The organism is Sulfitobacter sp. SK011 (assembly GCF_003352065.1).
GTDB lineage: Bacteria > Pseudomonadota > Alphaproteobacteria > Rhodobacterales > Rhodobacteraceae > Sulfitobacter.
The window spans coordinates 1503321-1525289 of record NZ_CP025803.1; the positions used below are offsets into that span (position 1 = coordinate 1503321).

The following is a 21969-nucleotide window of genomic DNA, read 5'->3' on the forward strand; positions in this document are numbered from 1 at the left end:
CGCTCACCGAAAACCAAGCCATATGCCCGCTTGCCCACTCGACCGACCCATGCGAATGGTCCCAGATGGGCGCTTGGACCCCGGCGGTTTGCGCCATCAAACTCTGAGGATCGGAATTTCTGGTCAACGGCTGCGCCGACAATCGTTGATTTTCTTGTATTCCGCCCCCCCTTTGTCCGCTAGCCTGTTCGCAATGATTTAACTCACACGAATCTTTGGCATATTTTGGCAAATTGAAAAACACGTCCAAAACTACATCCAGCGGTCAAGCGACGAAGTCCGGGGGCGCGTCAGGCGGTGTTGCTGGTCTTTCGGCACAGCTGGCCGCGATGGCGGAGATTCTGAGCGTTGTTGCAGAATCTCGCGAAGATCAGGCGCCGGTGTTTGCGGCCATTCTCAAGAACGCCAAGGTGCTGTGCAATGCAGATATGGCGGCATTGATCCTGGCCAGCCCGGAAGATGCCACGCAGCGGCTCGCCGCACATATCAACGTCCTGCCTCGTACCGTCGAGATGTTCGAGACCGGACAGATGAAGGTGGATCCGAACCTGTCCTATGCTGCCAAATGCATTGTGGAGGGCCGTCTGCTCGCCTGGGCCGACATGAGCGAAAGCGACCTTTATCGCGCAGGCAGCCCTATCGTGCGGGCCATGGTGGACGAGAGCGGCATCCGCAGTGTTCTCTTCGTCCCACTCTTGAAGGACGATGCGGCGATTGGCCTAATTACGCTTTTCCGCGAGGACGTCAATCCGTTCGATCAGAGCGAGATTGCATTGGTGGAGAACTTCGCCACCCAGGCCGTCATCGCCATCGAGAACGTTCGCCAGTTCCGCGAAGTACAGACGCGGCTGGAACGCGAACAGGCGACGCGCGAAATCCTGTCTGTCATCAGCCAGAGCCGCGACGACGAAACTCCCGTGTTCCGTGCCATTCTCGACCGGGCGGAGCGGCTGTGCCAGGCAACCGGCAGCGGGCTGCAACTGGTCAACGAGGCGCGCACGCATCTGCTGATGATGGATTCAAAGGGGGATGACCACGGCTCTTTCCCGCTGGGCTTTGGTTTCGATCTGAACGAACCGCTGGGCATGTGCATGGCGGTCAAACAGGCGCGGGTCGTACTTATCGAAGACCTCAAGGAAACCGATCTTTACCGCGCCGGGCATCCGGGGCGGGTGGCGCTGGTTGATGTGGAAGGCGTGCGCACGCATCTTCATGTGCCGCTGGTCAAGAACGGCGTCGGCTTTGGCAACATCACCCTGAGCCGCAAGACCGTCAGCCCCTTCTCTCCTGATGAAATCGCACTGGTCGAATCCTTTGCCGATCAGGCGGTGATCGCGCTGGAGAACGTCCGCCAGTTCCGCGCGCTGCAAAGCCAGCTAGCGCGGGAAGAGGCGACGGGTGAAATCCTGTCGGTGATCAGCCAAAGCCGCAATGACGACGCGCAGGTTTTCAGCACCGTGCTGGAGCAGGCCGCAAAGGTCTGCGGGGCGGATCAGGCCGCCGTCCTGCTGGCCAACCCGTCGGGCAACCGGTGCCGTATGATGGCCAGCTGGGGTGAAGTGCATAGGGCCTTCGAGGATGGCGCGGAATTCCCGATGGAAGGCACCTTGCCCGCCATAAGCGCCATCCTGAAGGGTGAGGTGGTGCATGTCGAGGACATGGCGCAAACGCCCGAGTACCTCGCCCGTCAGCCCATCGCGGTGGAGGTGGTGGAAACCGAAGGTATCCGCACGCGGCTTGCGGTGCCGATGTTTCAGAATGGCAAACCCATAGGATCAATTGCCGTCAGCCGCCGTGAAGCGCGCGCCTTTGCGCCAGCCGATATTGGCCTGCTGGAACGCTTCGCCCAGCACGCGGTCATTGCCATCGAAAACACGCGGCAGTTCCGCGAAGTACAGACGCGGCTGGAGCGCGAGGCCGCGTCGCGCGAAATCCTGGAGGTCATCAGCCAGACCCGCGACGATGGCCAGCCGGTGTTCCAGAGCATCCTGGAAAACGCCAGCCACCTGTGTCAGGCACCGCTGGCGTTCTTGTCTTTGGCGGATCACGACCGCGACCGCGTCACCATTCCCGCCAACATCGGGACCCGGCAGGCCTTTGGCGACATCCTCGCCAACTTCGATGAACCCCTGACGGGGTCTGATCTGGTGGCGATCCGCCCCATGCTGGACGGGCAGATCATCCGGCAGGACGATATTGCGGATGACCCGCTTTATTTCCGCGACCGCAACGCGCGGCGGGTGGCGATGGTGGAGGTCGAGGGCGCGCGTTCTGTCCTTGCTGTGCCACTGATGCGTGAAGGCAGGGGGCTGGGTGTGATCGTGCTGTACCGGCGCGAGGTATCGCCGTTTTCGGATGACGATGTTGACCTGATAAGGACCTTTGCGGCTCAGGCGGTGATCGCACTTGAAAACGTAAGCCAGTTCCGCACGGTGCAGCAGCGCACTGCGGAGGTCGAAGAGGCGCTTGAATATCAGACGGCTACGGCGGAAGTCCTTGACGCGATTTCAAGATCACCGGACAACCTGATCCCGGTACTCCAAGCAATCTTGCAGGTATCCTCGCGAATTTGTCGGCTTCCAGATGCATTTGTCAGCTTGCTGGACCCGGCTGATGGTCGCTTTCACGTGATTTCTCAGATCAACATCAGCCAGGCCTTTCATACGTTTCTGAAGGAAAACCCCTTCAAGCCTGGCACCCGGTCTGCGACCGCGCGCGCGGCATTCACTGGCAAGACCAGCTACATCGAAGACATGATTGTCGATCCGGACTACCAGCTGGATATCGCCGTCAAGTCCGAAGATTACCGATCCGTGCTTGCCGTACCCCTGAACAGGGATGGCGAAACCATCGGAGTGATAACCCTGGGTGGCCGCGAGGCAGCCGCTTTCACCAAGTCTCAGGTCGATCTGATGGAAACTTTTGCCGCACAGGCGATCATCGCCATCGGCAACGCGCGTCTGTTTGACGAGGTGCAGCAACGTACGGCGGAGGTTGAGGAAGCGCTGGTGCGCGAGCAGGCCAGCGCGGAAATCCTTCAGGTGATTAACGAGGCAACGACGGACCTTCAGCCGGTCTTTGACCTAATCGCTGTAAAGTCAGCAGAGCTTTGTCGCGCGAAATATTGCGTCCTCGACCGTTTCGACGGCGCTGCCTTGCACTTCTGCGCCCAGCACGGGTTCCCAGCCGAGAAGGTGCCGGAACTTGTCGCCGATTATCCGATTACCGCTGCCAAGGGCCATATGGCCACGGAGGTGGCCAAAATCGGCGAGATCATCCATTTCGAGGATGGGCAAGCCGCCGACTACTACGATCCGGAATATGCGGCTGCGGTAGGGTTTCGGCGTCTGCTTGGCGTGCCGATCAAAGCGGACGGCCGGGTGTGGGGGGCGATCACCCTGGCATGGCCCGACACAACGCCACCGACCACAAGCAACATCGAACTGGTCCAGAGCTTTGCCGCTCAGGCCAGCATCGCGATCGAGAACGTGCGGTTGTTGCGCGAGACACAGGAGCGCACGGCGGAAGTGGAAGAGGCGCTGGAATACCAGAAAGCCTCCTCTGAGGTGCTTGAGGTTATCTCACGGTCGCCCGACAGGGTGCAGCCCGTGCTGGACGCGATCCTTGATGTTGTGGCGCGGATCATGCGGCACAAGGGCGGATACATTGCGCTTTTGAACGAAGAGACCGGGTTTTTTGAGCCGCAGGCCGTCAGCGATGCGTCCCCCGAAATGGCCCGGATTGTTTGGGAAAGCAAGCTGGCCGCTGATGATACGACAACGACAGGCCGTGTCGCCGTAACCGGCAAGACCGTTCATATTCCCGATCTCGAGCAGGACGCCAATTATGGCTGGGCCGACAAAGCGCAGGTGGGGGAATATGCATCGACAGTGGGCGTGCCGCTGAACAACCACGGGCGTACCGTCGGGGTCATCACGGTCGCGCACACCCGGAAAAACTCGTTCACGGACAAGCAGATCGCGCTTTTTGAAACCTTCGCGGCCCAGGCCGTCATTGCATTGAACAACGCCAAGCTCTTTGACGAGGTTCAAAAGCGCACCGCCGAGGTCGAGGAGGCGCTGGAATACCAGACTGCAACCTCCGAGGTGCTGGGTGTCATCTCACGTTCGCCCAACGCGGTCGAGCCGGTGCTGGAGGCCATTCTCGAAGTAGCCGCGCGGCTTTGCACGCCGCAATATGGCTACATCGCCTTGCTGGATGCGGCGGACGGGCTTTACCACATCCACAATACCCATGGGGTCGATGAGGATTTCAAGGCTTTCCTGGCCGCTAATCCGGTGCGGCCGGTGCATGGCTCCAGCACCGGGCGGGCGGCGCTGCTGGGCGAGACGGTCTATATCCGCAACACCCAGACGGATGAGAGTTACGAGTGGAAGGAGGCTGCGCGCAAGGGCGGCTACCTGAGTTCGCTCGCCGTGCCGCTGATGCGGGAGGACCGGTGCGTGGGGGTGATCGCGCTGGCGGATGAAAAGGCGGAGGCCTATTCGGAACGCCAGATCAGGCTGCTTGAGACTTTCGCTTCGCAGGCCGTGATCGCGTTGAACAATACACGACTTTTCACAGCTTTGGAGGAACGCACGGCAGAGGTGGAAGAAGCGCTGGAAAGGCAGACAGCGACGGCGGAGGTGCTGGAGGTAATTTCCAATTCGGTCGAGGACACCCAGCCCGTGTTCGAAAAGATCCTCGAAAGTTGCCAACGCCTGATCAATTGCACTGATTTGTCCGTGATCACCCTCGACGATGACCAAGTCGTTCAGCTTAAGGCCGTGCTGGGCGAACGCATCGCGGCGACCGCTGATTTCAGCTCCGGCCTGCTACATGACTCCGTGATCAAAGAGGCCGTCAGAGAGGGGACCACGCAGCACTATCCGGATGCGCTGAACGGTGAAAATACGATCCCGCAGCTGTCGAGATACGTAACGGAGACATCGAACGCGTCCTGCCTGATTGCTCCGATCTTGTGGAAGGGAAGTGCTGTTGGCGGTATCGTCGTCTCACGCGCTTTCAGTCAACCGGATTGGAAAGCATTTGATGAAAAGGACATCGCGCTGCTCGAAAGTTTCGCCGATCAGGCGGTCATCGCGATCCAGAACGCGCGGATGTTCAAAGAAACCCAAGACGCGCTGGTGCGGCAGACGGCGAGTGCCGAGGTGCTGCGCGTGGTCAGCGAGACGCAGGATGATCTGGGCCCTGTCTTTGATGCGATCCTGAGCCGGGCGTCGCAGATTTGCGGGGCGCCTCTGGCGAGCCTCAATCTGGTGAATGCGGATCGAACCTTTGCCGATCTGGTGGCGCATCAGGGGGAACAGCTTGATGTGCTGGCGGTGGGCGAGACGAAGTGGGAAATGAAGCCCGGTCTCTCTGTCGCCGACAGCATTCTCACGGGCAAGCCGGTCCATCTTCATGACCTCAAGGACACCGACGCGTATCGGCAGGGCAATCCGGTACGGCGCATGGCCGTGGATGAAGAGGGTATCCGGACCTTTCTTGCCATTCCGCTGGTCCACAAGGGGCAAGGGATCGGCAATATCGTCCTCTACAAGCGCGAGGTGAAGCCCTTCACCAATGAGGATATCGCACTGCTGGAAAGTTTCGCGGATCAGGCGGTGATCGCGATCCAGAACGCGCGGCTGTTCAAAGAGACGCAAGCTGCGCTGTCGAGGCAGACAGCGAGTGCGAATGTGCTGCGGGTGATCAGTGAATCGCCCACTGATGTGACTCCGGTGTTTGAGGAAATCGTGACCTCCGGCGTGTCACTGATTGATTGCGATCTGGCGATTGCCCTGCGCACGGACGGGGATTTCGCCTGGCAGGAGGCGGTGGCCTCACCTGCGGGTCTGGACGCGGAATTTACCAACACCAAGTTGCGCATGTCCGAAGTGGATAACGTGCCGTCCCGGTCGATGCTGAGCGGAGAGATCATCCATGTGCCTGATTGGGATACTGCCGATTTCGGTGAGTTCGATGCGGCGGTGCGCGCAAGACACGGTTTCAAATCGTCGCTCATCGTCCCGATGATGCGGGCGGAGACCTGTCTGGGATCGTTCAGTTTCATTCGCAAGACCAAGCGGCCCTTTTCGCCTGATGAAATCGCGATGGCCGAGTCATTTGCCGATCAGGCGCTGATCGCGATTGAGAACGTGCGCCTCTTCAACGAGACCCAGACCGCTCTGATCCGGCAGACAGCAAGCGCGGACATCCTTCGGGTGATCAGCGGGGCGCAGCAAGATGCGCGGCCGGTGTTTGAAGCGATTTCTCAGGCCGGGATGAACCTGCTGTCCTGTGAAGGGGCAGCGTTTATGATCCGGAAAGGGGACCATTTTATCCCCGAAGGCGGGATGCAGGTCTCGGGCGGGCTGAAGAGCCTGAGCCCTGAACCGGTAAAGATTGATCCCGAACTGAACTATCCGTCGCAGGTGTTTGAAAGCGGTGAGGTGATCCACATCCCCGATTTCGCAGCGGTTGAAGTGCCTGTGCATGAGCGGGTATCGGTGCCGAAGTTCGGGATGAAATCGGCGGTTTTCCTGCCGATGAAGCGAGACGGGATCACGTTGGGGGTCCTGGTCTTTACCCGGGTGACGGCCCCCAAAGCGTTCACAGAAGAAGAGATCGAACTGGCGCAAAGTTTTTGCGATCAGGCGCTGATCGCCGTTGAAAACGTGCGGCTCTTCAACGAAACCCAAACCTCCCTTGCCCGCCAGACGGCCAGCGCCGAGATTCTGCGGGTCATCAGCCAGTCCCCCGACGATGTAAGGCCCGTCTTTGAGGCGATTGCCGAGGCGGGTGTGCGGCTGATTTCGTCGGACATGGTCGCGGCCATGACAGCGCAGGAAGGCACTTTCGAAGTACTGGCGCGGGTCACCGAGGAGGGGGTCGGAAGCCTTGAGGGGGACCAGACCTTCCCGGTCGATCCCGATCCGAAAACGAGCTTTCCCGCGTGGGTCGCGCACGAAAAACGTCTGCTTCATCTTCCCGATTGGGACGAACTTGACCTGTCACCCTTCGAACAGGTCACCTACGACCGGCACGGGATACGTGCCGCCCTGCTGGTTCCGCTCCTCAAGGCCGACACCTGCCTCGGTGTTCTGGTCTTTGCGCGACAGACCGCAGGGGCCTTCACCGATGATGAGATCAAACTGGCGGAGGCCTTCGCCGATCAGGCCGTCATCGCGATCGAGAACGTGCGGCTTTTCCGGGAAACCCAGAAGGCCCTTGCCCGCCAGACCGCCAGCGCCGAGGTCCTGCGGACCATCAGCGCCTCGCCAACCAGTGTCCAGCCGGTCTTTGAAGAGATTGTGCTGGCGGCCGTCCGCATCGTGCAGTGCGATTTCTCGGCCGCCCTGATCCGGCAAGGCGACGGCTTTATCTATCTGGCGGGGGCAACCGAGGAAGGCTTGAGAGAGAACAGGGGACTGCCCGAAATCATGCCGCTGGACCCGGCGCAGAACTTCCCTTCGCGCTGCTTTGAAACCAAGAAGAAGCTCCATTTTCCGGATTGGTCGAAAGCGGACTTGCCCCAGTTCGAACAGCGCGTTGGAGAGGTGAACCGGATCGCCTCTGCGCTCTACATGCCGCTGGTAAGGGGCGAGGATTGTTTTGGCGTTCTGACCTTCGCAAGGCACACGGCGGTCGCCTTCTCGGACGAGGAGATCGACCTGGCGCAGTCCTTCTGCGATCAGGCCGTCATCGCCATCGAAAACGTCCGCCTGTTCCGCGAAGCGCAGGAAGCGCGGGAGGAGGCGGAGAAAGCCAACGAGGCCAAGAGCGCCTTCCTTGCCACCATGTCCCACGAAATTCGCACGCCGATGAACGCCGTGATCGGAATGAGCGGGCTGCTGATGGACACGGAACTGGACGCCGAACAGCATGACTACGCCCGCACCATCCGCGACAGCGGCGATGCACTTCTGGGGATCATCAACGAAATCCTCGACTTCTCCAAGATCGAAGCCGGTCAGATGGACATCGACGAGCACCCTTTCGATCTGCGCGAATGTATCGAGTCCGCCCTCGACCTCATCGGCGGACGCGCGGCGGAAAAGCAGCTTGATCTGGCATACCTCTACGAAGATGCGGTGCCTGCCGGGATCAGCGCCGACCTGACGCGCCTGCGGCAGATCCTGTTGAACCTTTTGTCCAACGCCGTGAAGTTCACCGACAGCGGTGAGGTGGTTTTGTCGGTCGATGCGACCAAGAGCACCCGCGGAAGGGTCCAGCTGCATTTCACCGTGCGCGATACCGGCATTGGCCTGACCGATAAAGGCATGAGCCGACTGTTCCAGTCTTTCAGCCAGGCGGATAGCTCCACCACCCGTAAGTACGGTGGCACAGGGCTGGGCCTTGCCATTTCCAAGCGGCTGGCCGAACTGATGGGCGGTGAGATGTGGGCCGAGAGCGACGGGGCGGGCAAGGGATCGACCTTCCATTTCACCATCCTTGCCAAACCCGCCAAGCTGCCCAAAGGCAAGGCGCGCAGCCTTGTGGGAGAGCAGGAAGAGTTGCGCGGCAAGCGGCTGATGGTGGTCGACGACAATGAAACCAACCTGAAAATCCTGTCGCTACAGACAAAAAAATGGGGGACCGAGACGTTGGCCTTCGGCACGCCTTCAGATGGTCTGAAGGCGCTGAAGTCAGGCGAGGCCTTTGACCTCGCCATCCTAGACATGCACATGCCGGAGATGGACGGCGTTGCCCTGGCACAGGCCATCCGCAAGCTGAAACCCGATTTGCCGATGATCTTGTTCAGTTCGTTGGGCCTGCGGGACATTGAGACGGACGAAGGGCTTTTTGCTGCCTATCTGGCCAAACCGCTGCGGCAATCGCAGCTTTTTGACACGCTGGTGACGCTTTTTGCACCCACGACCCCGGCGACGCGAACGGTCAAGACGACTGACAAACCGAAGACCGATCCGGACATGGCCAAGCGCCACCCGCTGCGCATTTTGCTGGCCGAGGACAATCTGGTGAACCAGAAGCTTGCCACCCGGCTGCTGGAGCAGATGGGCTATCGGACGGACCTTGCCAGCAACGGAATTGAGGCCCTGGAAAGTGTGGCGCGGCAGACCTACGACGTGGTGCTGATGGACGTGCAGATGCCCGAGATGGACGGGCTCGAAGCCTCGCGCCGGATCAACCGTGACCATCCCGACAACCGCCCCCGCATCATCGCCATGACCGCCAACGCCATGCAGGGTGACCGCGAGATGTGTCTGGCCGCAGGCATGGACGACTACATCGCCAAGCCCATCCGGGTGGATCGCCTGATCGAGGCGCTGCTTGAGGTGCCGCCGCACAGAAAGGAGAGCCCATGACCGAGCCCCTGATTGCCCCCGAAGTCTATGCCGAATTGGCCGAGACCATGGGCGCGGATTTCGCCGCCGAACTGGTTGCCACCTTCCTAAGCGACGCGCCCAACATGATCGCAGATCTCAAGGCGGCCGCCGCCGGGGGTGACGCCGATGGCTACCGCCGCGCGGCGCATTCGATCAAATCGAACGCCGACACCTTCGGGGCCCCGGCGCTCGCCGCACAGGCCCGCGCCATGGAGCTTGGCGGCCTGCCGGAGGGTGATCCACCCCTTCCTGCGCTCGAAGCGACCTATGCCGAAACCGCAATTGCATTAAAGGCGCTGGCTGATGCGTGACGCCAAGGGCGAAATCCTGATTGTGGATGACAACAAGGTCAACAGGCTGTTGATGGCGCGCAGCGTGGAGCTTCTGGGGCATCGCGCCTCGGTGGCTGAAAACGGACAGATTGCCATGAGCATGCTGGTGGACGGCACGTTTGATATTCTGCTGTTGGACATCGAAATGCCGGAAATGGACGGCTTTGAAGTGCTCGAAGCGCTCAAGAGCAACGCGGCCCTGCGCGATCTGCCGGTTATTGTGACGTCCTCCGTCGAGGGTCTGGGCAATATCGTCCGCTGCATCGAATTGGGGGCCGAAGACTACATCCCCAAGCCCGTGAACAAGATCCTGTTGAAGGCGCGCTTGGAATCCTGCCTTGAGAAAAAGCGACTGCATGACGAACAAAAGAGGCTGCTCAAACGGTTTGCGACCGACGAAGTTGTGCGTGACCTGCAGGAATCAGGCTTCGCAATCGGTGGACACCGCGTCAGCGCCACTGTGCTGTTCTGTGACATCCGAGACTTCACGGCGATGTCCGAACACATGGCACCTGAAGCAACGATCGAGCTGTTAAATACCTACTACGCGCTGATGTTCGAGGCGGTTAAAAGCAACGGTGGTATGGTCAATCTGATCGTCGGCGACGGGCTGATGGCGCTTTTCGGCGCACCCGAGCCGATTGAAAACTCGGCGCAATCAGCGGTAAACGCTGCAGCCGAGATGTGCGCGATGATCGAGATGCTGAACGAAGAACGCGCCATGCAGAACGACCCCGCCCTGGAGGTCGGCTTCGGCATCGCCACCGGCGAAGTCGTCGCAGGCTACGCAGGGACCGACGCCCGCGCGACCTACACCTGTATCGGAAAGACCGTTAATCTTGCCTCGCGGCTGGAAGCCCACACAAAGGTCGCCCAAGAGTCCATCCTGATGGACTCTGCAACGCAAAGACGGTTGCCTGTAGAAATTCGTAGCAAGGAAATTCCTGCCATCCATTTCAAGGGTTTCTCGGAGGATCAGACCATCTTTGCTCTCGAACCAGTCACGTCAATCGACTGAGCGAGCAAAAGCCGAGCAAAGCAAGTGCTTGGGAACCTTCGCCGCGCTGGACACGAGTGGCCGGTTCGGGAAACAGGGCCATTCGCTGCATGGCGCATGAATAGGAAAGACGCGGGACTTTGCCGTCATTCGTTTTCCCCACTTCGCTGAGGCAGCATCTGCTCGCGCTAGCAGCATCTTTGTTGTTGCAGCGCAGCGCGTGTCGTCGATCCGGTCATTCACAGGGGTTGGTCTGGCTGAAACCGAGACCGTGTTTTCGTAGCCCACCAACTTGCGCTGCATCAAGGCGGCGGGAGCCCCGGCTGTGCTCCGATAGCGCCAACTTCTGTAGAATGAATTGGCAATCCATGGCCGTGGGCCTCGCGCGAAACGCAAAGAAAAAAAGGAAAACAGATGACCTGGCGAACAATAGCAGCGACCGTTCTTACACTTACAGTCGCCTTGCCCATCCGGGGCGCAGTGGCCGAGGCAGACGGGCCTGATTTCTACCGGGTCGTCGGTGTCGCCTCAAATGACATGCTCAACCTGCGGCGAGGCCCGGGCACGAATTACGAAACGATCGTCGGCCTGCCTCCGGGGAGCGAACTGAACCTGCTGTCCCGCGAGGGGAACTTCTGGTGCCTTGTCGCGCTGCGCGAGACGCCACAGCTGCAAGGCTTCGTCGCCTGCCGATATATTGGAGAATGACACCATTGCCCCAGTTCCAACTTCGCCAAGCCACCTGAGCGGCAATTGCCGTTGCGCCGATGACAAGCTTCGCACATCTGCCGGCGGCGCAGGTCTAGGACCGCGTCCCGATCCCATTCGAACGCGGGGCGACAGATATCGAGATCAACGGCACGATCATCGAGAGTGAATTCAGGTTAATAGAGATTCTGGCACCGGGGGCGCGTATTGAGAGCCTTATGGGCGCGCTTGAAAATCGGGGGTGACGGGTTTGCAGCAGGCAGCATTGGGTGTATTCACTAAGGGGGTGGAAACAACAGAGGTTCGCAACACATCGTGGTCCGCCATGTAGCCTGTTTTGCCAGAACAAAAAACGCTTGGAGATGAAGCAAATGAAAGTGCAATTACGGTCCTCTCTGGTGCAATCATCTGTGAAAAGAATACCGTCCTTTCTGTGCATGGTATTTGTCCTGCTGATCGCCTCCTATCAGGTTGGGACGCAAAAAGCATTTGCCAATGAATTGGATTTACAGTTCGATCGGCTGGCAAAGGTCATCTCCCCTCCGCGTCTGTCCGGTCGAGAAGCTGGTATCCATATCGAAGCCTGCGAACCAACACAATCGCCGGGCATCAACGCGGTGGAGGGCGAGGACTACTACTGCGGCGTCTTCACCGTGCCGCAGAACTGGGACGAGCCGGATGGCCCATATCTCGACCTGGCTTTTATCACGGTTAAGGCGACCGGCGAAGAGCCTGCGTCCAATGCCCTGATCTTTCTGGCCGGCGGTCCCGGCCAGAGTTCACTGACCAAACCCATTCATGGCTACCAGCGTCTACAGGAAAACCACGACATCATCCGCATGGATCAGCGCGGAACGGGCTTCAGCCAGCGGCTGGGCTATGAAGAGTGCCTCGTCTTGGCCGTGCAGAATGATGCGCTGCCGGCCCAGATCGAAGCCTTGCAAGCAGCGACCTTCAACCCGTTGGCGGAAGGTTCAACGTCGCCGAAGCTGGAAGAGCTGGATATTCCGGTGCTGAACGAGATCTGCTGGGCGCAATTTACCGAACAGGGGCTCGATCTCAGTCAATTCACGACCGCGGCCAGCGCTCGCGACATGGTGGAACTCCTCAAGGCGTTGGACTACGAGGGCTTCACGCTGCACGGCGTCTCCTATGGCACACGTCTGGCCATGACGATCATGGCTCAAATGCCGACATACGATGACGCGCCGGCACTGCGTTCCGTTGTCCTGGATTCAGCCTTTCCGCCTTCGATCTACACGATCGCCGCGTTTCCGCGTAAAGATCATGACTTTATGCTGCAACTGCTGGCGGAGTGCCGGGCGGATGCCGGGTGCCGCCAGGCGTACCCCAATTTGGACATGCGCTTGTCTGCTTTGCTAGACAGGCTTGAGGACGAACCGCTCACCGCCAGTGGGGAGTCGATCACCCTCGATGATGTCGCCAAGCAAATGATGATGGTCGGCGCCTCTCAAGCCGCTTACCTGCCCAGCATGATCATCGAACTGGAGGCGGGTCTGTTGGACACCTATCTGGCGCTGCGCGATGGGATTATTGGCACCGACCCCGCCCAAAACTATGCAGGCGATCTCGACCGGAGCGACCCGGTGCAGGCCTTTATCGGCGATGCCTATGATACCCTCGGCGGCGTTTCAGGCTTGGAAATGATCGTCTATCTTAATTTTTCCCTTGTTGAGGCGGATCCACTTGCAGCCCTGCAGACTGTTGTCGCGGAAAATTTCAGCGGCTACACAGGTGAAAAAATCAATGCAAAACTGGCAACGCTGACCGCCAAGGCGATCGCTGAATCGCCTTACGTCGCACAGATCCAGGCGGACTTCGCGGCTGAGATGGGTATTGGCGATCCCGAGGATTTGGCAAAACTTAAGTTGGCCAAACAGCGTCTATCCGTTGCCGGCAGGCTCGCTCAGCCATTGTTTAACACGATCCATTGCGTCGAAGATATCCCGTTTGAGCGCTTCGAGGATGCCGTCAACAGCTACAACGATCTGGCATTTCCGCAATTGAGCGACCTGGCACTATCGCAACTGATGGCGGACCTTTGTCGCAACTGGCCTGTCAAAGCCGCGCCCATCCAGGTTAAAGACCCGGTAAGCAGCCCGGTTCCGACGCTGATCCTGCAAGGGGCATACGACAGGCGGACGCCGGTCTTCATGGGCAAGCGTGCCGCCCGCGAACTGGAGAACAGCACTTACGTCCTTGTTCCGCAGAGTGGGCATGAGGTTTGGACCTACGCGGGTGACTGTGTGGGCCAGATTGCCGCCGCCTTTATCCAAGATCCAGACGCTGACCTTGACCTGAGCTGTCTGGACCCGCTTCAACCGCAATGGGTATTGCCACGCGACAAGTGATGGAAACCCCGAATGGTTGATGGTGGAGCTTAATCCGCATAGTGCCGGGAGACTTCCACGACTATTGAAGAATTAATGTTATCCGGACATTGAAAGGGTTCGTCGTCTGCATGGCAATGAGCTTTCCGTTGGCGTTTTTTCTGCACCACAGGATACTTCCGCCCGGGGCGTCCAGCCCCTAGGTTGCGGACCATTTCGTGTTAGAGTTACTGGCACCGGCGGGCGCATATTGAGTACCTGACAGGGGTGCATGCGATTGTACTGCCTGAGCCAGTGATTGATGACGATCTGAGCTTGTTTTGTCGTGGTGAACCACTCTGCATTCAGGACTTCGCGTCGTAGGGTGCTGTTGAAGCGCTCTTAATATCCGTTCTCCCAGGGGCCACCTGGATAGATCTGCACAGGTTGGATGCCGATCCGAGGAGCTCAGTCCGCCCGTCAGACGTCAGCACAACGACTTTGCGTACCCAAGATGCTTGATCTGTGCGCAGAACGGTTTCAATATGCGACGAAGGGCTTTCCACTTTTGGAATGTCGAATAGGAAGGAACATCATGAAAAGATCGACGTATTTCTTGGCAAAGGTCTTTGGCATTTGCCTCGCTAGTTCGGGAATTCTAGCTGGTGCAGCTGAAGCCTCCAACTGTCCGCTGAAGTGGCAACACGCTTATGAAACTGGTGTGCGTGACGGTGGCATTGACGGCGCACATGGTCGTGAAAGTGATCCTACTCGACATAGTCGGCACTTCGCAGCACTGGTTAATAAGGGCAAATCTCGCGGAGATTGCTACGTTGAGGGTTACAATATTGGGTGGGGGAATGCTGCTGCCGATGTGCAGACGCGCGGATCTCACTCGTACGGCGGGGCCCCGGACCAAGGGACGAACGAACGCGCCTATTATGACGATGGTTGCAGAGATGGGACCGGAGATGCGAAGATGGGTATGAGCATGGTGTATGAGCGTCATTCCGACATGTACGACTCGCGTTTTGAGCCGTTTTTTCAGCAGGGATATGAGGCTTGCTGGAGTCACTATCGCTGAGCTTGTTCGGAAGCTTTACTAAACGAACAATGCTGGGTTATGCTAGTAAGCCGGATTTAGCTTCGGCTAATTCTACCAATCTCGTATATATACCAAACAAATATATGGGACCGTGTTTGTGAGCTTCGTCGTGAAGCTTTGAGCTGGGCTAACTAAAAAGGACGTAATTATGGAAAGCCGAACAAAGTATATGATAATTGGCGCGGTAGTGGCGATTGTTGTGATTGGGTATATTGTGAATATTCTCAATTGAGTCTGACGCTACCAACACATCCGCAGTCGCTATTCGTGAGCGCCACTTAGGCGAGTAAGATGCAAACGCGCCGCACTACCGAATGTGCCGACCATGGCCGCCATTCGACATAATGCTCAGCCAGAAAAAGAAAGAAAAGAGTTAGAACGATGACTATGCAAGGCCGGAAAACGACCAAGTTCCTGTTAGCTGCTGTGCTGCCACTTGCTTTGGCCGCCTGCGTCGAGACAGATGGCTCAAAAAGCGGACCGGCGATGGACGCCAGCGAGACCAACGCCGTTATCGGCATGTTGGGGGTTGGATGCAAAAACCGGGTATCGCAGCAGTTTAGTGTTCCCAATTCGGATATTACCGTGCGCCCGGGCGCGACGTTGCAGCAAGGTATAAATTCCGGTTCAATGAGTGCGGCAGATCTGAGGCGGTCCGGAGCCTCGTTCGATTGGGAAGTTGCCGGTAGAGGTGCCAGAGGGTATTGCAATGTGGACGGAACCGGTCGAGTGACCGAATTCCAGCAGTGGTAATGGCACAGGACGTCCAGCACCCTCGTGGCCTCCGGCGCTTGCGAACATCCACAGTGACAGCGGCCCGGACTGAATGCCGGTCCCTGTTGAAAAGGTCGTCGGCCAGCCGAGTTCGCGTCGCGGAGGCCGCGATCGGCTAATTCCGGCAACCAGGCTAATCGCGCGGGATGCCCGTGAGGCCGAAAAACTGAACATGCGCTATCGGCGACGACACATGCGACGCGCACGAAAAGGAGACGGAAAATGGGTAAGGCAGTTATAGGAGTCATTGGTTTGATCGTCGGCGCGGTGCTGGGGGTGGTCCTTGGCGGTCCGCTGATGATGGGAACCGCGGCGGGGGTCGGCATCGCCACGGGTCTCAATGCAGGCATATGCGCCACGGTGACAGCGGCGGAGAAAGAAGGATTGCTTTCGCCGGAACAGGTCGATCAGGTCCTCACACGGGCCGCGTCCGACATGGCCGCGATGCAGGGGCTGGAACTGGAAAACGAAAGCATTGGATCATCTGAAAACTGCGAGCAGGTCATGGCAGACCTCGCAGAAGCAGCCAAGAAATAGGCCAAAGCTCCGAGCGTTCGGAACGTTTTGTTTCTGGCGTGCCGCGCCGCTCCGGTCGCTCGGGCATGCCTACCAACAGTGGAGGAATGTCATGAAAGTGCATCTGGTGGCTAGCTTCGCAATCGCCGGGATGATTGGAACACCGGTGGCCGCGGAGTGGCGGTTTAATGGGGAGCCGACGCCGATGGCCTTCGCGCAGTCCGGGAACATGTCCGTGGAGTTGCAATGCGATCGCATCCGTTTCGCGCCGACCGGGTATGACCAGAGCGAAGACATCGTCAACAAACAGGGCCTCTCCATCCGGTTCATGAAAGACGGTCAGACCGAAGTCGGATCGTTTCAGGCCGGGGGCGAGAATGCAGAGTTCCAGATCGTGGACAATTTCCCGGTTGAGATCCTGTTCAATGACACGGCGGACTACGGCTTCGTTCTGGATCAGATCGCGGCCAATGCTGTTCTGAACCTCTCGATGATCGATCAGGATGTGAGCTATGGATTCTTCGACCTGTCCGGCTCGGCAGCGGCCGTGAAGTCGCTCCGGTCTTCCTGCGCAGGTGCAGATGCCGCCCAGGACGCCGCTGCGGTGGAGGCCCCCGAGGGCATCGTCTATTGCGGAGGCGGCGCCATCAAGCGCCAGATCGAATACGCGATCTTGGAAAATGCCGAAGATCAATGGGATGCCCGTGTCACAGTTAACGGCGAGACACGTCGTGCTATGACCTCCTATTCGTACTTCGGTTCGACCGACTCCCCTGCGGGATTTGTCGTCGCGCTTCTTGGCGAAGACCGGTCAGAGTTTCTTGTCTTTCGTGATGGGGGACGGGACTGGATCGAATTTGGCGACTATACTTACGAACAGTGCAACTGACATATCGAACAAGAAAGGCATACAACGTGAACAAAGCACTTAAACTCGTTCCAGGCTTGCTCCTGGGAACGCTGCTGACAGCTTGCGTAGAAGATACCGGCTCCACAAGCTCATATTCCAGTCGCGCGAACCAGGATTGTCTGAGAGCAGTCGCCCAAGAGACGGGCAATGGTCAAGTCAGAGTCCTGTCGTCCGAGGCGCGCGAAGCCAATATCCGAGTGGTCGTCGGCGTTGGACCAGATGCAGCACCTTGGGAGTGTATCACCTACGGCGATGGAACGATCGGAGGCATCACGTCTTTGACAGACGAAGGCTTCCTCTGACGCAGCCGTGGCGCGCCGCCTTCCGGGCATCAATAGCGACAAATGCCATCGCCCTTTTCATCTGGGCGGTTGGCACTTTTGGGATGGTTCGGACACAAGCGCGAGCTCGTCATCACTTTTGAATGGGTGACGCAGGCTTTACGATCGAAGGATAGAGCAAAGATGTGGTCAGTCGGCAAAACCAATGTCAAACCCAGCCGGGCTGTCTTCCAGGCAACCGTGGGCGCTGCGTTCCTTGCCGTCTCGGCGAATGCCCAGGATTTGTCCGGGCTGCCCGCGCAGTTGCTTGAAAAAGTGGAGGCCGCGCAACAGGCATGTTCGGATTTGGACAAAGGGCAGTTCGCCGTCGAATTCGGAGCCGTTCACAGGGTTGATCTTGATGGTGACCTCTATAGCGACTGGGTCCTGGACGAAGCCGGGTTCGCCTGTTCCACCGCTGCGTCGCTCTATTGCGGGACAGGTGGTTGCATGACTCATTTTCTCGTGGAAAATGAGCTACACTCCCTCCTGAACCAGGGTTGGGATATGGTTGATCTAAGGTCAAACAGGGTTCTGCTTGCATATGTTCACGGGTCTCAATGTGGTGGCACCAATCCGACACCATGTGCGACCGCGAGCACCTGGGACACGGAAGAGAAACGTTGGCGGACGACAGGTGCGGAGTGGGAGTGAACGGCGTGACCTGTCCGTTTAGTCCGCTACCTACACACCCGAGCTGATCCGGAAGGCGGTGCAACCATGACGAAACTCACACTATTTTCTCTGGCTCTTTTGGCGATCGGGTTGGTGTTGTGGGCGGGATACGCCGCCCAGGGATCATCTGTAGATGAAAACGGCGTCCTGCAGGAGCCTTTCCCCCTGCTGGCTCTCGGCTGGCTTTTCATTCTGGCCGGAGGCGCCACGCTGACAGCCGCGGTTGGCATCAGAATTTTCAAGAATCTCAGGGGCCCAAAATGAAGCATCCTTCCCGTCACCACGCGGCACCGACAGACCGATTGATCGGATCGACTGCTGGTGGAACGCTCCGCAGATGCGTTGGCGCTGCCGGTATTCTGTCCTGTGTCGCCATGACAACTGCCTGCAGTGATCCAACCTCCGTTGGAGGCATAAGCGAACCTGACCCGGAATTGATCTTCGTGCGCGGCTACCGAAGCGCCGGTGACGACTGCCGGCTTGTTGGCGAAAGCGCGTTCACTGTCGACTTCCTCGATGATGCGGCGGATCTCGTGGCCTGTCCGACGGGCAGCGCAGCGATGGCGAGCCTGATGGCGGAAACTGGTGCGCAGATGCTAACCCAGACCAACAGTTTCACGTTCTTCAGCATTCCCTATCGCTGAAACCGCCCTTTTTGGGCAATCCTTGTCGAAAAATAAAGTCCAAGACCGTTCACTGGCCTTTCACGCCTTTAGATTAGTTAAACTGAAGATCAGCGCCCACAGAGCTGTGTCAGTCAGATATACTGCATATGCCCTATTTGGCGGGACTGGTGTCGAGTGCTGGATTGGACTTGCTGCGTCTTGCACGAATAGCTGGTTTTCCCGCCGCGCGGCATTGCAGATGACTTAGCACTTGCTGCAGTTTCCAGTGCTGCGAGCGCGCGCAGCGAGTGATCCAAATTCACAGTTCGGGCTCTTAAGGAACCTTCGCCGCGCTGGACACGAGTGGCCGGTTCGGGAAACAGGGCTGTTCGTTGTGGGCTGGGTGAACTGGTAATTTGCGGACAAAGCCGCCATTGAGGGGCGCCAATTCGACTTGTACATGGCATTTGAAGAAAGATTTTTTTGCGGCGCGGCTGCCGAATGGGTGCTAGACGACAAGAAAATAGGTATCGAGATTTGGGGCCAAACTATGCATTTCGCGACCCGACGGTTTACGAAACTGAGAATTCTATGGGCGTGCTGCGCCTTGATGCTTGCGCTGGGTTTGGGCCTCAGCGTTACTTCTGCCCAAGCGCAATCCACCGATCTCGATCCAGCTGAGGCAAACGTAGAGACCGGGACTAGTGCGCTAAATTCACTTCTTGAAGTGCTGCAAAATGACACCGCACGAGCCAGGTTGATAGAGGAATTGGAAGCTACCTTGATCGCAGCGGATGAGGCTGCGACGACCGTAATTGAGCCTGTCGAAGAAGGCGTTTCGCTCGGTCGGCGCATCGCGTTGATGACACAAGAGGTCGGCCAAGAAGCCGTGGCGACGCTCAGCGGTATATGGTCCAGTCTTTCCAGTGGTCAGAGCGTTTTTTCCGGTCTGAGCGGGGACGAGTTCAATATCCTCCTCGAGGCATTGCCTGACTTATTGCTGGTTATCGGCATCACCGTCTCCGTATTCCTGGTACTGCGCACCCTCGCCAAGCGTTTTTACGCTCGGTTGGGCCAAAGTGCCGAGCGGGCAGGTTTTTTTCGTACGGCCTCGTTATTCTTGGTTTCGAACGTAACTGACTTGCTGATCGTATTGCTGGCTTGGACGCTCGGCTACTTGGTGACGATCCTCGCGGTAGGCGAGTTCGGCTCGATAGGCATTGGCCAGACGATGTACCTTAACGCCTTTCTTCTTGTGGAAGTCGGTAAGGTTGTCGTCCGCACTGTGTTGTCCCCCGCCGCGAGCGGATTGCGCATGGTAAATGTAACCGACCACGCGGCGATCACGATCAACAGATCCCTGAGCCTGGTGATAAGCGTCCTGGGCTATGGTCAGCTGCTTGTGGTGCCAATCGTCAACCGAAGCGCTTCGATGGCCGCGGGCAGTGGTGTATCGGCGCTTCTGTCGCTCTTCGTGCTGCTCTACCTGGTCTACGTGGTAATTCGCCGCCGCGAGGGCGTCGCTAACTGGCTATCAAGCCCGGTCGATACCCAATCTCAACCAGATACAGAAGCAGATGAGATTGCGTTTACGTCCAATCCGGGACGGGCAAACGGCTTGATGGTCGGACTAGCGAAATTGTGGCACTGGATCGTGCTTGCTTATCTGAGCGCGATGTTCGTGGTGGTGATGACGCAGCCTGCCGATATGACTTTCAATGCGTTGCTCGCCTCAGGAAAGGTCCTCGCAGCGCTTATCGTGGCTTCGCTGGTCTCGGGCTGGCTGTCGTCGGCGATGGTGCGCGGTGTGACTCTACCCGAAGACATCAACAAGAAACTGCCGCTGCTGCAACCACGCCTTAACCGATTTGTGCCCCGTGCCTTTGGTATGCTTCGACTTTTCATCTTGACCGTGGTGCTGTTGTTTTCGCTCGACGTGATCGGCATGATCGACATGCGCGCTTGGTTGGTAAGCCAGGTCGGCCTGCAGGTCACGACATCCATCATCTCGGTAACCATGATCTTGCTGGTAGCATTTGGGCTGTGGCTGGCGCTGACTTCTTTTGTGGATTACAGGCTGAATCCCGAATATGGCGCGGTGCCCACGTCGCGAGAGACGACATTGCTGACGCTGTTGCGCAACGCGGCAACTATTGCGCTTGTCATCATTACGCTGATGTTCTGCCTTTCCGAGATTGGCCTTAACATCGGGCCGCTGCTCGCCTCCGCTGGTGTTCTTGGCCTGGCAATCGGCTTTGGAGCCCAGTCCATGGTGAAGGACATCATAACCGGTGTTTTTATCCAGTTCGAGAATGCAATAAATGTGGGCGATGTGATCACCGTAGGGGGCATCACTGGCACGGTCGAAAAGCTGTCGGTTCGCTCGGTCAGTCTACGTGACGGGCACGGCGTGTTCCATATCATCCCGTTCTCGAGCGTGAACATGGTCAGCAACGCCATGCGCGAATTTTCCTACTCGGTCTGCGAGATGGGTATCGCCTACCGTGAAAACGTAGAGGACGCCAAGCAAGCCATGCACGACGCTTTTGACATGATGATGGAGGACCCAGCGATGGCCGAATTCATCACCGCCCCGCTGGAATGGTTTGGCATCAACAGCTTTGGAGATAATGCGGTGGTGCTGCGTACACGCATCAAGACCGTTCCAGGCAAGCAATGGGCCATTGGACGCGCCTATAATGGCTATCTCAAGACCGTTTTCGACGAGCGCGGCATCGAAATCCCCTTCCCACAGCAAACTATATGGCTCGGTGAAGCCAAGGATGGCAGCACTCAGCGGTTCCGCATTGAAGATGCATCAAAAGCCGCAGACGCAGGTGCGCAGTCGAGTTTTGGTACAAAGACCGAGCAAAATAAAACCAAGCCAAAGGAAAACGATACCGAGGGGTCCGAAGACGACAGTACCAGCGGCTAGGCCTAGCATGTGAACTGGGAGAGAGACCCTTCCCCAGCTTCACCCGGGTTGATCCGAGATTGGACGGCTGGAATGGGCTTATTTTGTTGAAAAAGTCTGATTTTCCTCAGATCTCTGGAATACCTAGACCATAGATCGACGCCAGTTAATTTCATCTAGGGGTTCGGCCATAGCTGTGTCTTGGCTTTCATCGCGCACCACAGCGCCTGTTACGGTGGTTCTGATATGACTTTGCCCAAGGCACCGTTTCCGCCAGAAAAATTGAACTGCAGAATTTTCAACTTTTTCAACAAAATAGGCTCTAAGCGGTCATCTGATGATTTTTGTCGGATGACAGGTTCGCAGACTAAAACGGCCAGCCGGGGCGTCGAATGCAGCTGTCTGCCCCGCAGAATAAACTAGCAGGTCT

Annotated in this window: 13 protein-coding genes and 1 pseudogene; 13 read left to right on the forward strand and 1 reads right to left on the reverse strand. The window is 58.0% G+C overall.

The window, feature by feature from the left end; all coding sequences use genetic code 11:
- Window positions 1–329: 329 nt before the first annotated feature.
- The 5 genes from C1J02_RS07420 (at window position 330) to C1J02_RS07440 (ending at window position 13762) form a co-directional block, all read left to right on the forward strand.
- Window positions 330–9332 carry a GAF domain-containing protein gene (locus C1J02_RS07420; RefSeq protein ID WP_162798259.1) on the forward strand — a complete coding sequence of 3001 codons (9003 nt, stop codon included), beginning with the start codon at window positions 330–332 and terminating at the stop codon, window positions 9330–9332.
- Window positions 9329–9664, forward strand: a complete 336-nt coding sequence (locus C1J02_RS07425; protein ID WP_114878002.1) for an Hpt domain-containing protein — start codon at window positions 9329–9331, stop codon at window positions 9662–9664. Before C1J02_RS07420 ends, C1J02_RS07425 begins: the two co-directional genes overlap by 4 nt.
- A 22-nt stretch (window positions 9665–9686) precedes the next feature.
- Window positions 9687–10703, forward strand: a complete 1017-nt coding sequence (locus C1J02_RS07430) for an adenylate/guanylate cyclase domain-containing response regulator (protein ID WP_254693234.1) — start codon at window positions 9687–9689, stop codon at window positions 10701–10703.
- Window positions 10704–11096: 393 nt separating this feature from the next.
- On the forward strand, window positions 11097–11390 hold the full coding sequence (locus C1J02_RS07435; RefSeq protein ID WP_114878004.1) for an SH3 domain-containing protein: 294 nt from the start codon (window positions 11097–11099) through the stop codon (window positions 11388–11390).
- A 371-nt stretch (window positions 11391–11761) separates the two neighbouring features.
- A complete protein-coding gene (locus C1J02_RS07440; protein WP_162798260.1) occupies window positions 11762–13762 on the forward strand; it encodes an alpha/beta hydrolase in 2001 nt (666 codons plus the stop codon).
- A gap of 78 nt (window positions 13763–13840) precedes the next feature.
- On the opposite strand, the pseudogene C1J02_RS07445 reads toward C1J02_RS07440, so the two are convergent.
- Window positions 13841–14158 (reverse strand): annotated as a pseudogene (locus C1J02_RS07445) (transposase); the annotation flags it as partial.
- Between the two features lie 157 nt (window positions 14159–14315).
- On the opposite strand from C1J02_RS07445, the gene C1J02_RS20805 reads away from it, so the two are divergent.
- The 8 genes from C1J02_RS20805 to C1J02_RS07490 all read left to right on the forward strand — a co-directional run bounded on the left by C1J02_RS20805 (window position 14316) and on the right by C1J02_RS07490 (window position 21560).
- Complete coding sequence (locus C1J02_RS20805; protein WP_162798261.1) at window positions 14316–14804, forward strand: hypothetical protein; 489 nt, start codon at window positions 14316–14318, stop codon at window positions 14802–14804.
- A 402-nt stretch (window positions 14805–15206) separates the two neighbouring features.
- A complete protein-coding gene (locus tag C1J02_RS07455; protein WP_114878008.1) occupies window positions 15207–15578 on the forward strand; it encodes a hypothetical protein in 372 nt (123 codons plus the stop codon).
- 243 nt (window positions 15579–15821) lie between these two features.
- On the forward strand, window positions 15822–16136 hold the full coding sequence (locus C1J02_RS07460) for a hypothetical protein (protein WP_114878009.1): 315 nt from the start codon (window positions 15822–15824) through the stop codon (window positions 16134–16136).
- Between the two features lie 91 nt (window positions 16137–16227).
- Window positions 16228–17004: a hypothetical protein gene (locus tag C1J02_RS07465; RefSeq protein ID WP_114878010.1), complete on the forward strand. Its 777-nt coding sequence runs from the start codon at window positions 16228–16230 to the stop codon at window positions 17002–17004.
- 365 nt (window positions 17005–17369) lie between these two features.
- Window positions 17370–17999 (forward strand): hypothetical protein, encoded by a 630-nt coding sequence (locus C1J02_RS07475; RefSeq protein ID WP_205389878.1) that lies wholly within the window; start codon window positions 17370–17372, stop codon window positions 17997–17999.
- Between the two features lie 66 nt (window positions 18000–18065).
- Entirely contained in the window at window positions 18066–18284 is a 219-nt protein-coding gene (locus tag C1J02_RS07480; protein ID WP_114878011.1) for a DUF3955 domain-containing protein, read from the forward strand.
- Window positions 18281–18664, forward strand: a complete 384-nt coding sequence (locus C1J02_RS07485; protein ID WP_114878012.1) for a hypothetical protein — start codon at window positions 18281–18283, stop codon at window positions 18662–18664. The genes C1J02_RS07480 and C1J02_RS07485 overlap by 4 nt, the downstream gene beginning before the upstream one ends.
- A gap of 511 nt (window positions 18665–19175) precedes the next feature.
- Window positions 19176–21560 carry a mechanosensitive ion channel domain-containing protein gene (locus tag C1J02_RS07490; protein WP_114880446.1) on the forward strand — a complete coding sequence of 795 codons (2385 nt, stop codon included), beginning with the start codon at window positions 19176–19178 and terminating at the stop codon, window positions 21558–21560.
- The last annotated feature ends 409 nt before the right edge of the window (window positions 21561–21969 follow it).

Bases quoted from the DNA above. Each gene is read 5' to 3' on its own strand.
- C1J02_RS07420 (WP_162798259.1), top strand. From the start codon at position 330: ATGGCGGAGATTCTGAGCGTTGTTGCAGAATCTCGCGAAGATCAGGCG.
- C1J02_RS07425 (WP_114878002.1), top strand. From the start codon at position 9,329: ATGACCGAGCCCCTGATTGCCCCCGAAGTCTATGCCGAATTGGCCGAG.
- C1J02_RS07435 (WP_114878004.1), top strand. From the start codon at position 11,097: ATGACCTGGCGAACAATAGCAGCGACCGTTCTTACACTTACAGTCGCC.
- C1J02_RS07440 (WP_162798260.1), top strand. From the start codon at position 11,762: ATGAAAGTGCAATTACGGTCCTCTCTGGTGCAATCATCTGTGAAAAGA.
- C1J02_RS20805 (WP_162798261.1), top strand. From the start codon at position 14,316: ATGAAAAGATCGACGTATTTCTTGGCAAAGGTCTTTGGCATTTGCCTC.
- C1J02_RS07455 (WP_114878008.1), top strand. From the start codon at position 15,207: ATGACTATGCAAGGCCGGAAAACGACCAAGTTCCTGTTAGCTGCTGTG.
- C1J02_RS07460 (WP_114878009.1), top strand. From the start codon at position 15,822: ATGGGTAAGGCAGTTATAGGAGTCATTGGTTTGATCGTCGGCGCGGTG.
- C1J02_RS07465 (WP_114878010.1), top strand. From the start codon at position 16,228: ATGAAAGTGCATCTGGTGGCTAGCTTCGCAATCGCCGGGATGATTGGA.
- C1J02_RS07475 (WP_205389878.1), top strand. From the start codon at position 17,370: ATGCCATCGCCCTTTTCATCTGGGCGGTTGGCACTTTTGGGATGGTTC.
- C1J02_RS07480 (WP_114878011.1), top strand. From the start codon at position 18,066: ATGACGAAACTCACACTATTTTCTCTGGCTCTTTTGGCGATCGGGTTG.
- C1J02_RS07485 (WP_114878012.1), top strand. From the start codon at position 18,281: ATGAAGCATCCTTCCCGTCACCACGCGGCACCGACAGACCGATTGATC.
- C1J02_RS07490 (WP_114880446.1), top strand. From the start codon at position 19,176: ATGCATTTCGCGACCCGACGGTTTACGAAACTGAGAATTCTATGGGCG.